Annotated in this window: 10 protein-coding genes and 2 tRNA genes; 10 read left to right on the top strand and 2 right to left on the bottom strand. The window is 42.4% G+C overall.

Annotated features, from left to right (window positions below; translation table 11 throughout):
* The first annotated feature begins 118 nt into the window (after positions 1-118).
* Together AC1DO4_RS12030 and AC1DO4_RS12025 are read left to right on the top strand one after the other, a co-directional pair.
* Positions 119-191: transfer RNA gene (locus AC1DO4_RS12030), tRNA-Lys, on the top strand.
* Between the two features lie 92 nt (positions 192-283).
* Positions 284-356, top strand: a tRNA-Lys gene (locus AC1DO4_RS12025).
* Positions 357-837: 481 nt separating this feature from the next.
* Here AC1DO4_RS12025 and AC1DO4_RS12020 read toward each other — a convergent pair.
* Positions 838-1,893 carry a serine hydrolase domain-containing protein gene (locus AC1DO4_RS12020; protein ID WP_477416045.1) on the bottom strand — a complete coding sequence of 352 codons (1,056 nt, stop codon included), beginning with the start codon at positions 1,891-1,893 and terminating at the stop codon, positions 838-840.
* Between the two features lie 152 nt (positions 1,894-2,045).
* Positions 2,046-3,182, bottom strand: coding sequence for a helix-turn-helix domain-containing protein (locus AC1DO4_RS12015; protein WP_477416043.1), 1,137 nt, complete (start codon positions 3,180-3,182; stop codon positions 2,046-2,048).
* A 266-nt stretch (positions 3,183-3,448) separates the two neighbouring features.
* On the opposite strand from AC1DO4_RS12015, the gene AC1DO4_RS12010 reads away from it, so the two are divergent.
* The 8 genes from AC1DO4_RS12010 (at position 3,449) to AC1DO4_RS11975 (ending at position 14,002) form a co-directional block, all read left to right on the top strand.
* Positions 3,449-4,798: an alpha-L-fucosidase gene (locus tag AC1DO4_RS12010; protein WP_477416041.1), complete on the top strand. Its 1,350-nt coding sequence runs from the start codon at positions 3,449-3,451 to the stop codon at positions 4,796-4,798.
* A 947-nt stretch (positions 4,799-5,745) separates the two neighbouring features.
* Positions 5,746-7,407, top strand: coding sequence for a glycoside hydrolase family 28 protein (locus AC1DO4_RS12005; RefSeq protein ID WP_477416039.1), 1,662 nt, complete (start codon positions 5,746-5,748; stop codon positions 7,405-7,407).
* Positions 7,408-7,420: 13 nt separating this feature from the next.
* Positions 7,421-8,362, top strand: a complete 942-nt coding sequence (locus AC1DO4_RS12000) for an alpha/beta hydrolase (RefSeq protein WP_477416037.1) — start codon at positions 7,421-7,423, stop codon at positions 8,360-8,362.
* Between the two features lie 13 nt (positions 8,363-8,375).
* Positions 8,376-9,161 (top strand): rhamnogalacturonan acetylesterase, encoded by a 786-nt coding sequence (locus AC1DO4_RS11995; protein WP_477416035.1) that lies wholly within the window; start codon positions 8,376-8,378, stop codon positions 9,159-9,161.
* 4 nt (positions 9,162-9,165) lie between these two features.
* Entirely contained in the window at positions 9,166-10,152 is a 987-nt protein-coding gene (locus AC1DO4_RS11990; protein ID WP_477416033.1) for an alpha/beta hydrolase fold domain-containing protein, read from the top strand.
* A gap of 5 nt (positions 10,153-10,157) precedes the next feature.
* The gene (locus tag AC1DO4_RS11985; RefSeq protein WP_477416031.1) at positions 10,158-11,339 is read left to right on the top strand and encodes a glycoside hydrolase family 88/105 protein; all 1,182 of its coding nucleotides are present in this window, start codon (positions 10,158-10,160) and stop codon (positions 11,337-11,339) included.
* A 6-nt stretch (positions 11,340-11,345) separates the two neighbouring features.
* Positions 11,346-12,353, top strand: a complete 1,008-nt coding sequence (locus tag AC1DO4_RS11980; RefSeq protein WP_477416029.1) for a pectinesterase family protein — start codon at positions 11,346-11,348, stop codon at positions 12,351-12,353.
* 2 nt (positions 12,354-12,355) lie between these two features.
* Positions 12,356-14,002, top strand: coding sequence for a glycoside hydrolase family 43 protein (locus AC1DO4_RS11975; protein WP_477416027.1), 1,647 nt, complete (start codon positions 12,356-12,358; stop codon positions 14,000-14,002).
* Positions 14,003-14,017: the final 15 nt, after the last annotated feature.

The following is a 14,017-nucleotide window of genomic DNA, read 5'->3' as shown; positions in this document are numbered from 1 at the left end:
TAGCTTAACATATACTTTACAATTAATTGCAAAAAGCACTTGCATCATATTATTAATCGCCCTATATTTGCACCACTTTAAACGGAAACGGTATGATTGCCGAAAAAGTTAAAAGTTTGATTCCGTAGCTCAGCTGGTAGAGCATAACACTTTTAATGTTGGGGTCCTGGGTTCGAATCCCAGCGGGATCACGAAAAGCCTTTGAAAGAAGGCTTTTCTTATTTAAAACCATAATTGAATCTCTTTGACACAAACGGCCTGATTGCCGCAAAAGTTAAATTTTGATTCCGTAGCTCAGCTGGTAGAGCATAACACTTTTAATGTTGGGGTCCTGGGTTCGAATCCCAGCGGGATCACAGAAGCGAACAGAATACCAGAGTTCGCAGCCGGTTTTTTTGTAGGAGCCTCTTGAAAAAGAGGCTCTTTTTTGTTTGAACGCGGTTTTTAGCTTTAAAACCAACTTTCTTCAAATCCATCCCTCCGCTTTTCTCAAAAATTTCAATACAAGTTAGTTCAATGTAATTCAAAGTAATCGGTGACCTATTTGGATGATGGACGATGCCTAATTTTATTCCCTGTAGACTTTACACAATAGACCACATTAATAATCGCCGATATTATTTATCTGTGAAACATGATTATGCAAATCGTAAACTAATTCAAATGATACTTTGAGGTTCGATATCCCCTTCCGGTGTGTTATCAATTAAGGCATCTTGAATGTTTGGATTAGAATGTATTTTAGCAAGCAGATATACGAAATCGAGTTAAACTAATAAAACTGACCGATTAATCACAGTTACATTCGAACCAATATGACAAATGATGGTGTCTTATTTATTTTAAAACCGTATCATAAATGACGTTCAAAAGATTTTGTCTCATTTTCGAATTCCGTTGGTCAAGCAATATTACAATACCCCAATTTTTAGCCCTGTTATAACAGATAATTGAAGATTGTCCCATAGAATCTCCCGATTTTAGGTAAATCGTATTTTTATCATCCGTTGAGATGTTTGTGCCCAGTCCCATTTCCCTGTTTTCGTCTTTATAGAATATTTTTTCGGTAATTATTCCAGCTTTCCCCACCTCAGTTTTCTTGTTCAATATCGCTTTTAAAAACTTGACCATATCGGAAGCATTAGATTTTACGAGAGCAGCAGGTGCGGTAACATTCCATTTGAGATATTCCTGAATTCCCCCTTCAGGGTTGTGAGCGGTTGTTCTGTTCTTTACATCAAAATCTTTAGTAAGTGTATTTGTCATTTTTAAAGGCTCCAGCATCTTTTCACGAATGATCTTGTCATAACTCTTGCCATACGCATTTTCCAATATCTGCCCAAGCAAAGTATATCCCATAGTAGAGTAACGATATTTGCCAAAATCTTTAAGTTCACTACAATTGTTTATTATAACACTCAACGTTTTTTCGGTAACGCTATTTATTGGCTGTTGTGGATCCAGCGCTATCAACTTCCCAAAATCTATATCGGGCAGACCTGATTGGTGAGACGCCAGATCTGAAATCTTTATTTTGTTCTTCAGGTTTTCATGCAACACATATACTTTGGGAAGTAAGTTGTCGATATAATCATCTAACTTTATTTTATGCTCAATAACCGCCTGCGCAATTAAGTTTGAAGTTAGAATCTTAGTGATAGATGCAATTTCGAATATGGAATTTTTATCAATGTGTGTTTGACTTTCTGCATTCAATTTTCCATGGGATGTAAAGAACTCTTTATTATTTTCGATAAAGCCAACGCTGATTCCTACTTCTGGATTTTTTTTAAAGTTATTCGTTATTATCGAGTCAATCCTTTTGGTGATGTTCTGTCCAAAAGAAAAGCTGCTTATCAAAAGCGTTGCTAAAAATGTAACTGAGGTTTTCATTGTACCGTATTTTAGATTAAAAATTATTTCGATACAAATTTGTGGAAGAAATCAGCTCTTTGCGACCGAATAAAAGCATTCGAACGCATTTGTTCTGAAAAATAAGTACGAATAATTAAAACAAGAAGTACGAATAATCACAAATATCTGTCCTATAGACCTTTGCGATATTCAGTCGGTGTATGACCTGTATATTTTTTAAAGGCAGTATTAAAAGAAGATTTTGAATTAAAACCTGCTGCATACAGAATTTCTAAAACAGTTACCTTGTTTTTTGAAGCGTCGTTCAAAATATCCATAGCATACTCTATTCGGTAGTTATTAACGAAGTCGTAAAAATGCTGCTCCAAATGATGATTAATTAAAACAGATAATTCACGCATGGGAATCTGGATATCTTTGGAAACTTCCTGTATTGTTAAAGAAGGATTAAGAAATGGCTTTTCTTCTACCATATATTCCCTTAGCTTCAATAATGCAGAATTATGCTCTTTCTGGTTTTTTGCCATTGGGCTGCTATTCTTGTCTTCTAAAATAATATCTGAAACAAGCTTTAATTTTGAATCGATATTTCTGAACAGGCTTGGATTATTTAATGCTTTGTACAGATACCAAAAAATGATAATCAGCTCAGAGAGGATCAGTCCAACTTTTAACCAATCGGAAATATTAAGAAAGTCAGTAAACTTAAAGATGTTCTTTAAAAGCGCAATAGCAAAGAAGATCGATAGTGCTACAGTAAACTGGAATAACCAGTTAAGAGATTCCAGACTTGCCCCGGTGTAATTTTCAAGGTAAATCTTTTTTGCTTTTCTTAAGATCATAAAAGCTGCTACGATATAAAAAACACATTGAACATGCATTAAGATATGGTTGAACTGTACCTCCAGCATACTGCTGCCTTTTGCAAGGAAGCTAATTTTAGAAGCCAGATCGACAGTATAAAAGCGAGGCAATAAGATTAAGTTTGCCAGCAGAAAAGGAATGATATGAATTAAATGAGCTGGTTTCAACTTAAAATCAGAATAGCACACAGATAGGACATATAAGTAAAAAACCGGAAGCTGCAGGAAAAAAAATGAGCTGATAAAAATTCTTCCAGTCAACGGAATTTCAAACAGGTAACCTAGGTTTACACTGTTGTCAATTGCATTTAAAATGAGAAAAAAAGTAAAAAGGCGATTACTTAATTTATGTGCTGTTTTAACGGTTAGCAAAAACAAGGAAAAAAATAATGAAATGGAGATTGTCACTACAGCCACTGTAGCCAGTAAATTAACTTTATCCATTAATCAATATTCATAGGTTTTTAGGATGTTTGTTTTTCAGCTTTCATATAACAGCTCAAAACTTCACTAATTGCTCAACTATCCGTTTATCTTATTTGGCGAATTTAGCTAATTTTTATTATTACTTTTAATGGGTATCCTGATGAAGATCGGGCGTTTTATCTAGCTGTAATGATCGCATTGAATAATGCGGGAGCCAAACTCCCTGCCACTAACAACTGAAACTATTAAATCATTATAACAAATCATGAGAAAAACTATTTTTTTTGCTGTTATTTGTCTTAGTACCTTTTTATGGTTTTACGCAACAGGATCGACAAGTTTTACCTACCACGGAACAACAGGAATGGGCCAATGCTGAAATAGGGGTAATCATCCACCTTGGCATGAACATTTTTGCGCCCGATTCTTATCACGATGGTCAAAAGCAAACTTTACCACCTTTAAGCTCATTTCATCCATCCAAACTAAATACAGATCAGTGGATTTCTGCCGCAAAGTCTGCCGGAGCAAAATATGCTGTTTTAGTTGTAAAACATAACACTGGGTTTTCCCTTTGGCCAACCAAAGTGCATGACTATAATATAAGCAACACACCCTGGAAAAATGGGAAAGGCGATGTTTTGGCTGATTTTTTAGCTTCTTGCAAAAAATATGGAATCAGACCTGGAATATATTGCAGTGTTAACAACAACACTTACTTAGGTGCGGCGGCGGATGCGCCCATGACCGACTCAGTTCGCCGAGCTTATAATAAGATGGTACTATCGCAACTTACCGAGTTATATACGCAATATGGTAGGTTTTTTGAGATATGGTATGACGGAGGAATATTGCCATCAGATAAAGGTGGTGTATCAAACGAAATAGCTCAATTGATTAATAAGGAACAGCCGCAGGCTATTCTTTTTCAAGGTCCGATGGCATGTAAAAATCTCATAAGGTGGGTAGGCAATGAATACGGTAATGCACCATATCCAATGTGGAGCCGTACAAATGTCGTTACATCATCGGATGGAAGGGTTGAAGTTAAAGGACTAAATGGTGACCCGGATGGCAGCATTTGGTGCCCCGGCGAAGCAGACTTTCCCAGCCGGAGAAATTCGTCATGGGAAGGGGGCTGGTTCTGGCGGGCAAATAGGGAGCAGGATGTGTTGCCGGTGAGTGACTTGGTTGACAAGTACTATTGCTCCGTTGGTAGAAATGCTAATATGCTTATTGGAATGGCAATAGATACATCAGGTGCATTTCCTGCAAAAGAAACAGCTGTTTTTAAGGAATTTGGACTTGAAATTAAACGAAGATTTAGTAGTGTCATTGCCGAAACTATAGGGGAGGGCAATGAAATCACTCTCAATTTAGGTCGCAAACCCCGGCAAGTAAACCAAATTGTTTTGATGGAAAATATAGCAAAAGGCGAAAATGTCCGCAAGTATAATGTCGAAGCATGGCTTAATAGCAAGTGGAAAATAATTTGTGAGGGATCGTCAATAGGTCATAAAAGAATTCAAACTTTCCCAACTGTTAATACCCGGAAACTCAGGCTTCATGTAATAGCATTTTCGGGACCGATACGAATAAAAGAAATCATCTTTTATAATAAAACGGAAAAATGACCCTTTGTTGAGTTTTCAGAATATGCAGCTTGTGGGGTCTTATGGCTGTGGCCCCAAGCGGCTGGAGCAATACCGGGTGTATGCCAAACCAACGACGTTTAGCTATCAAATTCAATTGTTTAATAAAACCCAAATGCAGCCTGTTGCACAAACCAAACAGATAGGTCAATAACGCTGTCCCGACAAAGAAACAGAGCCTTGCCATTGAAAACAGGTGAGGTCTCTTGTTTTTTGTAGCGGTGAGATGTTCCGCATGTAAAGTGATGCTATGAGGCATATTGGATATTCCGGAAGCCTTGACCAGCCTATTCCGTAAGGGATAGACCATTGGGTTGTTAGTAGAAAACTTTGATAGTTCTCTACTATCGAGTTTATAATTCTCTCTACTAGCTATTTTAGATAATACATTGTCGCTTATATTGGAGGTTCTGATTGGACATTCTGAGGCCATTGCCCCCCTATTCCGAAATATCAAACCAATCGTTCCGAAAAACATTGATCGTGCTAATAATCTTACATAAAATTAACTGTTTAATGATTAAACTTACACAACTAAATAAACTTTAGGCACGGAATCGCATGGTCAAGCCTCCCGGAATATCCACCTTATATTACTTACCAGCAGATTTAGTTTATAAGTTTTCTCAATTCAGTATTGATAATTATCATATCCTCCTCTGCAAAATTCGAGTTCATCAACTGTCAAACCCACCTGCCATTTAATGTTCCCCATCTAGAATAGATCAGACAAAGACAAAACAAACTGGATTTATTGCAAAGAAGCTTCAATTATTGAACATTTTAGACCAATTTTTAAACCTCCGGATAGGGTTATGTTAATATGTTTGTTTCAACCAACTATAGATCTGTTTCTCTGAAAAGGATTTTTTCCCTATCCAATATTTTATGGACCGGCTATTTGCGGATGAACGTATACCTAAAATAACATGCATCTTAAAAAACTGAACTTATTAGCAATTTTATTATTTTGCTTATGCTTAGAAGCGAGCGGGCAAAAAAACACCGCCTTTTATTCCTGGCAACATCTGCCAACCGCCGAATTACCATCCTTTAAAACCGACACCTTTAACATTGAAAAATTTGGTGCCAAAGCGGGCGGGTTCACGCTTAATACGCAAAGTATCGCCGCGGCTATCAACGCGTGTAGCGAGCATGGTGGCGGTGTTGTGCTCATCCCTCCCGGATTTTGGTTAACCGGCCCTGTTGTGATGGAAAATAATGTTAATCTTCATCTCAGCCAGGCTGCGGTACTACAATTTACATCTGATAAAAGCAGTTTCGCCCTTATTGAAGGGAACTTTGAAGGACATAAGTCCATCCGAAATCAGTCTCCGATCTCAGGTAAGGATCTGCAGAACATCGCCATTACCGGCGAGGGTATTGTTGACGGGCACGGAGAGGTTTGGCGCGCAATGGGTAAAGACAATATTACCGACCGCGATTGGAAAGCACTCATTGCTTCGGGCGGTGAGCTTAGCGATGACGGCCGTACCTGGTACCCTTCGGCCAGCTATGCTAAAGGTGCCCGCACCCGTAATGCAGGCAATATACAAACCGGTAAAAAACCGGACGATTACCAGGAGATAAAAGATTTTTTCCGCCCTAACCTCATCGTATTCAGTAATTGTAAAAAGGTGCTGCTGCAGGGTACAACTTTTCAAAACTCTGCAGCATGGTGCCTTCATACGCTACAATGTGAAGATCTGACATTTGATGGGGTGCATGTCCGCAATGCGTCAAATGCGCAGAACGGAGATGGTATGGATATTGAATCCTGTTCAAATGTGCGGGTGGTTAATTGCACTATTGATGCCGGAGATGACGGGATCTGTATTAAATCGGGAAAAGATGAAGAAGGCAGGAAAGTTGGCAAACCTTGTCAAAATATTTTGATCCAAAACAATGTGGTATACAGTGCCCACGGTGGCTTCGTGATCGGCAGCGAAATGTCAGGAGGCGCACATGATATTTTCGTTTCAGACTGCAGTTTTTTTGGCACCGACAACGGCCTGCGTTTTAAAACAGTTAGAGGACGTGGCGGCGTGGTTGAAAACATTTATATCCGTAATATTTCCATGCGCAATATTGTGCACGATGCGATCCTGTTTGATATGTATTATTTTACTAAGGCACCTTCATTGGACCAAACCGGCGGTGACGAAGAAAAACCACCTGTTGACGCCGGAACCCCCCAATTTCGCAATTTTTATATTAATAATGTAGTTTGCGATGGTGCCAACCGGGCCATGCTCATCCGTGGCCTGCCTGAAATGAGCATCAAGGGCATCCATCTGGAAAACATTTCGATCAAGGCCGATCACGGAGCCGAAATAATTGATGCCAGCGACGTTAGCCTGACCAAAGTAATGCTGCAATGCAAAACCGCCCGACCGTTGGTTCATATAGAAAACAGTAACAAAATCAGGATCGATAACCTTGCATCGGCGGCAAAACCTGATCTGCTGTTAAGCATTAATGGCAAGTATATGGGTCAGGTTGATTTATTGCACACAGATATCAGTTCGGCCGGCCAGGTGGCAGAATTTAAATATGGAGCGGATAAATCTGCATTAACAACGACAAAATAAACCGGCAGAATAAATGATGAAACATTTGCTTTTCAAATTGACCGTACTGGCATTAGTGATCTTTTCAACCCGTACACAGGCACAAAACTTTATGGAGATATGGCCGCATGGCCATGTCCCAAACTCTAAAAACCTGCGGCTTACTGACAGCGTAGCTAATGAACGTATCTACAGGGTACTGCTGCCGGGAGTGTACGCGTTCTTTCCCGGGAAACAGGAAAACAAGGGTGCCGCAGTGGTTATTTGCCCGGGTGGTGGTTACGAGCGGCTTGCCTACGTGATCAGTGGACTGCAGCTGGCTAAATGGTTCAACACCATGGGCGTTTCGGCATTTGTACTTAACTACCGCCTCCCTAACTCTCCTGACTTGAAGCAACGTGAAATCGGCCCGTTGATGGATGCACAGCGAGCCATTCGCCATATCAGGGCCAATGCAGCAAAATGGGGCATCAATCCAGAAAAGATCGGCATCATGGGTACATCGTCAGGTGGGCATCTTGCTGCTACCACAGTTACCCAAACCACCGACGTTAGTGCAATTAAGGATAGCCTCGACCATGTTTCATTCAGTCCGAATTTTGCTATTCTGGTTTCGCCGGTGATCGACCTCAGTACGTCTTATGCACATGCGGGTAGTGTTAAAAATTTACTGGGCCCCAACGCTACTGAAGATCTGAAGAAGCATTTTTCGGCCCAGCTTAACGTAAGCAGCACCACGCCCCCATGCTTTATTGCCGATGCCGTTAATGATAAAGCAGTAAACCCAATGAACAGCCTGATGTTTTATCAGTCACTATTGCAAAACAACGTGCCGGTAAGTTTTCACGCATTTCCGCAAGGCGCACATGCCATAGCGCTGCGCAATAATTCTGGGTCGACTGAGTTATGGACTAAATTATGCGAAATGTGGCTGATTGAAATGAACATCATCCCCGAAAAACTGCTAACCAAATAACTATAACATCATCATGAAGAAACCGCGTCAAAGTAAAATCTATCGGTTTAGCCTGGCAATTATGATGCTGGGCGGCATAGCATTAAGCTTTATTCCGCCTAAAAAAAAGTTAACCATTTTTTTAGCAGGCGATTCAACAATGGCTGATAAAAAGGTAAATGCATATCCCGAAACCGGATGGGGCATGAGTTTCAAATTTTTTTTCGACTCAACCGTTGTGGTAGTCAACAAGGCCCAAAATGGCCGCAGCACCCGCACTTTCATGACTGACGGCCTTTGGAAGCAGATCACCGATAATTTGAATGCAGAGGATTATGTGCTGATACAATTTGGTCATAACGATGAGGTGCCCACCAAAAAATCAGCTACTACAGAAACGGAATTCAAAAATAATTTGATCCTCTATATTGATCAAACCCGGAGCAAGAAAGCAATACCTGTACTGATCACCCCGGTAACACGACGCAGTTTTGACAGCACAGGCACAGTAGTGGATACCCATGCCCGTTACGCCCGGATTGTACGCGATGTAGCTACAGAGAAGCGTGTGCAATTGATAGATCTTGACCAGGAAAGCATGGCGCTGGTACAGCGCTTTGGCCCTGAAGGGGCTAAATGGCTATACAATCACCTGCAGCCCGGCGAAAATCCAAATTACCCCGACGGGAAAAAAGACGATACCCATTTCAATGAACTGGGTGCCCGCAAAATGGCCGAAATTGTACTGGCGGACTTGCGCAGGTTGTCACCTGAAATCAATAGCCATATAGTAGGATCTGATAGGGGATTAAACAGGTAGCATCATGAAAAGCAAAATCCTCTTATTGGGCTTAGCTTTAGGCCAGCTTGCATTTACAAATGTTTCGGCGCAATCCGGGGAATGGCTAACCACTACCCCGGATACCTCTTTTAACATTACCCGCGATTTTAGAAACAATGTAAAGAAATACCCTTTCATTAAGATCGTTCCAGATAGCCCTTCCAAAGCAGTAACCGAGGTGCGTAATCTGGTTTATGGCAAAGTGGGCAGCCACGAGCTGCATATTGATGCCTTTACGCCATCGGCAGCTAAAAAAAAGCCTACGCCCGCAATCATTATCATACATGGCGGCGGTTGGCGTTCGGGTAATCGTGCACAGCATATTCCGCTGGCACAACATTTGGCAGCTTTAGGTTATGCCAGCTTTACGGTAGAATATCGCCTGTCTACCGAAGCGCTTTATCCCGCGGCGGTGAATGATATCAAATCGGCAATACAATGGCTGCACGCTAACGCGAAAAGATTTAATATCAATACAAATAAGATCGCTGTTTTGGGCTTTTCGGCTGGCGGGCAGCTGGCCGCATTAGTAGGAATGACTTCAGGTTCAGATAAATTCGATGCGCTGGATTCTAACAAAGGTTATTCAAGTTCGGTACAGGCCGTGATCGATATTGATGGCACGCTCACATTTGTGTCGCCCGACGCCTGGGAAACTCAAAATCAGCAAACGGTTGCGGCCTCAACCATGTGGATAGGCTATAAACGGACCGAAAACCTTGATATCTGGACAGCGGCCAGCCCCCTTACTTATGCCGAACGTAATAAGCTCCCTTTTCTGTTCCTGAATAGCGCGGTTGACAGAATGCATGCCGGTCGTGATGTATTTAAAGAGATGATGGATAAGAAAGGCGTATATGTACGGATTGATAATTTTAAAGATACGCCGCACACCTTTTGTCTATATCAGCCCTGGTTTAACCCTATGGTAAACAACATTGATCAGTTTCTAACTAAAATATTTAAATAAACACCATGATGAAAAGCTTTTTACGCCTGCAAATACTTGGTTTTATATTGTTAACAGTTCAAGCGCTCAGTGCACAATCAGCCAGGCCCTATTCACAGCAAATGGCCCATACCGTGATGACTATCTGGAAAGACAGCCTGCCAACAGGCAACAAATGGACTTATGACCAGGGTGTTATATTGAAGGGATTCGAAAACATCTGGCATCAAACCGGCGACAAGCAATATTTCGATTTTATAAAACACTGTATGGATAAATTCGTGCAGCCAGACGGCAGTATCCGTACGTATAATCTGTCCGATCATAACCTCGATTTTATCCTTTGCGGCCGCAATGTGCTGATGCTGTACCAGCAAACACACCAGGATAAGTACCTGAAAGCTGTGCAAACATTGCGCGAACAATTGCGTACGCAGCCCCGTACATTCGATGGTGGTTTTTGGCATAAAAAACGTTATCCGAACCAAATGTGGCTAGATGGCCTATACATGGCCGAGCCATTTTACGCCGAATATGCGGCCACTTTTCGCGAGGATACAGCTTTCAATGATATTGCCCACCAGTTCATATTAATGGAAAAACATTCGCTGGATGAAAAAACAGGATTGCTGTACCATGCCTGGGACGCATCAAAGAAAGAGCGCTGGGCGGATCCGCAAACCGGGCATTCACCAAACTTTTGGGGACGGGCTATGGGCTGGTACGGCATGGCGCTGGTTGATGCATTGGATCAATTTCCGGCTGATCATCCCAGGCGTAAGGAACTGCTGGCCATCCTGCAGCGTTATGCCGTGGCAGTGGAGCGATGGCAGGATAAACCTACCGGACTTTGGTACGAAGTACTGGACAAAGGAGCTGAAAAAGGTAATTACCAGGAAGCGTCTGCATCATGTATGTTTGTGTATACGCTGGCTAAGGCTGTACGTCAAAAATATCTGCCCGCAAGCTATATGCCTGTGGCACGGAAAGGGTATGCAGGTATTATTAAAAAATTTATCCGTATCGACAACAAGGGCCTTATGGTGTTGGATGGCACTGTTCAGGTAGGCGGACTGGGCGGTAAGCCTTACCGTGATGGCAGCTACGCTTATTACCTGAGTGAAAAGGTAATTACCAATGATGCCAAAGGTATTGGCGCTTTTATACTTGCAGCTACAGAAATTGAATGGTTGGAAGGAAAAAAATAACATAATATGAAAAATATCATACTTAGCTTGTTACTGCTGGCGGCAGTTGCAGTTTGCCGGGCACAGCCTGTTACTAAGGTTTACAAAGAAATAACCGTGGCGCAGGATGGTAGCGGTGATTTTAAATCCATACAGGAAGCGATAAACGCCGTTCGTGATTTGGGCGCCATACAGGTGCCTATCCACATCAAAAAAGGTATCTATCACGAAAAGCTGGTAATACCATCGTGGAAAACACATATCTCACTTATTGGTGAGGATAAAGAAAATACCATTATCACCAATGATGACTATTCGGGTAAACCCGTACCTGGTGGTAAAGACGCCTTTGGCAGGGATAAATTTTCAACTTACACCTCTTACACTGTACTGGTTGCCGGCAATAATTTTACGGCAGAAAACCTCACCATTATCAATTCGGCCGGCCGGGTGGGACAAGCCGTGGCACTGCATGTAGAAGGCGACCGCTGCATTGTGCGTAGCTGCAAGCTGCTGGGCAACCAGGATACGCTGTATACCGCCACCGCTACATCGCGTGAGTTATTTCAGGATTGTTATATTGAAGGCACTACAGATTTCCTGTTTGGCGAGGCTACCGTTGTTTTCCAGCGCTGCATTATTAAAAGCCTGGTTAACTCCTATATCACCGCAGCGGCCACTACTTCCTTGCAAAAATATGGTTATGTGCTGATGAACTGTAAGCTGATCGCCGATGAATCGGTAAACAAGGAATACCTGGGCAGGCCCTGGAGATCATATGCCAAAACGGTATTTCTGAACACTGAAATGGGCGCACACATCATTCCCCAGGGCTGGGACCCGTGGAAAGGTGACAGCATGTTCCCGGATAAGGAAAAGACAGCCTATTATGCCGAATATAAAAACACCGGACCGGGCGCTAACCCTAAAGCCCGCGTACAGTGGTCGCACCAGCTAACAGATCAGGAAGCAAAACAGTATACAATTAAGAACATCCTTGACGGCAGTGATAACTGGGACCCGGAAGCTAAATAATTATGAAACACACCATCTGCATGCTGGCTTTTGCTGCCACTGTACCTTTTGCTAACGCGCAGGTAAAACCTGTAGCAAAAAGTAACTATATATCTAAAGTATGGGTTGCCGACCAGGGCAACGGCACCTATAAAAACCCGGTGCTGAATGCCGATTATTCTGATCCGGACGCGATACGTGTAGGCGATGACTTTTATCTTGTTTCATCCAGTTTTGAGGATATACCGGGGTTGCCCATATTACATTCAAAAGATCTGGTGAACTGGAGCATCATTGGCCACGCCCTGGTACGCCAGCCACCTTTTGATCATTTCGATATTCCCCGTCACGGTGATGGCGTTTGGGCTCCTGCACTACGTTATTACAAAGGTGAGTTTTACCTGTATTATCCTGATCCTGATTATGGCATTTACCTTATAAAATCCAAAAACGCGGCCGGGCCCTGGAGTAACCCCGTAATGGTTTACGCAGGCAAAGGTTTGATTGACCCCTGCCCGCTGATGGATGATGACGGGCAGATGTACCTGGTGCATGGCTTTGCCGGCAGCCGTGCCGGTATTAAAAGTGTTATCGCTGTAAATAAACTGAATGCGGATGGCACCAAAGTAACTGATGTCGGCGTAATAGTTTATGATGGCCACGAAACCGACCCAACCATTGAAGGGCCTAAATTTTACAAGCGGAATGGTTATTACTACATTTTTGCACCGGCGGGTGGGGTACCTACCGGATGGCAGCTGGTATTAAGGTCAAATAACATTTATGGCCCCTACGAGCGTAAAGTAGTGATGGACCAAGGTAAAACAACCGTTAATGGCCCGCATCAGGGTGCCTGGGTAACCACACAAACCGGTGAAGACTGGTTCCTGCACTTTCAGGATAAAGAGCAATACGGCCGCGTGGTACACCTGCAGCCTATGGTTTGGAAAAATAACTGGCCGGTGATAGGTACAGATAAAGATGGCGATGGTAAAGGCGAACCTGTACTGGTTTACAAAAAGCCAAATGTTGGTAAAACTTACCCTGTTGAAACGCCGTTTGAAAGCGATGAGTTTAACGGCAACACCCTCGGCCTGCAGTGGCAGTGGATGGCTAACACACGAGCCATCTGGTATTATCTGAACCCGGGCAAAGGCGCGCTAAGGCTTTATTCGGATAAGATGCCTGACGGTGCTAAAAACCTTTGGGGAGCCGGTAATGTGCTGCTGCAGAAATTTATGGCCGGCGAGTTTGAAGCTACAACCAAAATGACCTTCAGCCCCAATATTAAACTGGAAGAGAAAGCTGGTTTAACTATCATGGGTTTCAGCTACGCCAGCATAGCGGTAAAAAATAAAAAAGATGGCGTATACCTGGTGTTTGATCATTGCAAAGATGCAGATAAAGGCAACGCCGAAGAAGAGAAAACCATTACTAAACTGGATAAGCCTGCTGTGTGGCTGCGCGTAAAGGTAAGTGCCGGGGCAAAGTGCGATTTTAGCTATAGTACAGATGGGCAAACGTTCATTAATGCAGGCGAAACGTTCCAGGCAGAAGTGGGGCGATGGATAGGCGCTAAGGTTGGCATATTCTGTACACGCGATACACAAATCAATGATTCGGGCTATGCTGATTTTGACTGGTTTAGGGTTACGCCTATTGACAAATAACTATGGGGTAATAAA

Source organism: Mucilaginibacter sp. P5_A6 (assembly GCF_056400585.1).
The sequence above is the reverse complement of the archived record's forward strand: the minus strand, read 5'-3'. Positions and strand labels throughout refer to the sequence as shown.

Coding starts and splice junctions, on each gene's coding strand:
- AC1DO4_RS12020 (WP_477416045.1), bottom strand. CDS start 1,893: ATGAAAACCTCAGTTACATTTTTAGCAACGCTTTTGATAAGCAGCTTT.
- AC1DO4_RS12015 (WP_477416043.1), bottom strand. CDS start 3,182: ATGGATAAAGTTAATTTACTGGCTACAGTGGCTGTAGTGACAATCTCC.
- AC1DO4_RS12005 (WP_477416039.1), top strand. CDS start 5,746: ATGCATCTTAAAAAACTGAACTTATTAGCAATTTTATTATTTTGCTTA.
- AC1DO4_RS12000 (WP_477416037.1), top strand. CDS start 7,421: ATGATGAAACATTTGCTTTTCAAATTGACCGTACTGGCATTAGTGATC.
- AC1DO4_RS11995 (WP_477416035.1), top strand. CDS start 8,376: ATGAAGAAACCGCGTCAAAGTAAAATCTATCGGTTTAGCCTGGCAATT.
- AC1DO4_RS11990 (WP_477416033.1), top strand. CDS start 9,166: ATGAAAAGCAAAATCCTCTTATTGGGCTTAGCTTTAGGCCAGCTTGCA.
- AC1DO4_RS11985 (WP_477416031.1), top strand. CDS start 10,158: ATGATGAAAAGCTTTTTACGCCTGCAAATACTTGGTTTTATATTGTTA.
- AC1DO4_RS11980 (WP_477416029.1), top strand. CDS start 11,346: ATGAAAAATATCATACTTAGCTTGTTACTGCTGGCGGCAGTTGCAGTT.
- AC1DO4_RS11975 (WP_477416027.1), top strand. CDS start 12,356: ATGAAACACACCATCTGCATGCTGGCTTTTGCTGCCACTGTACCTTTT.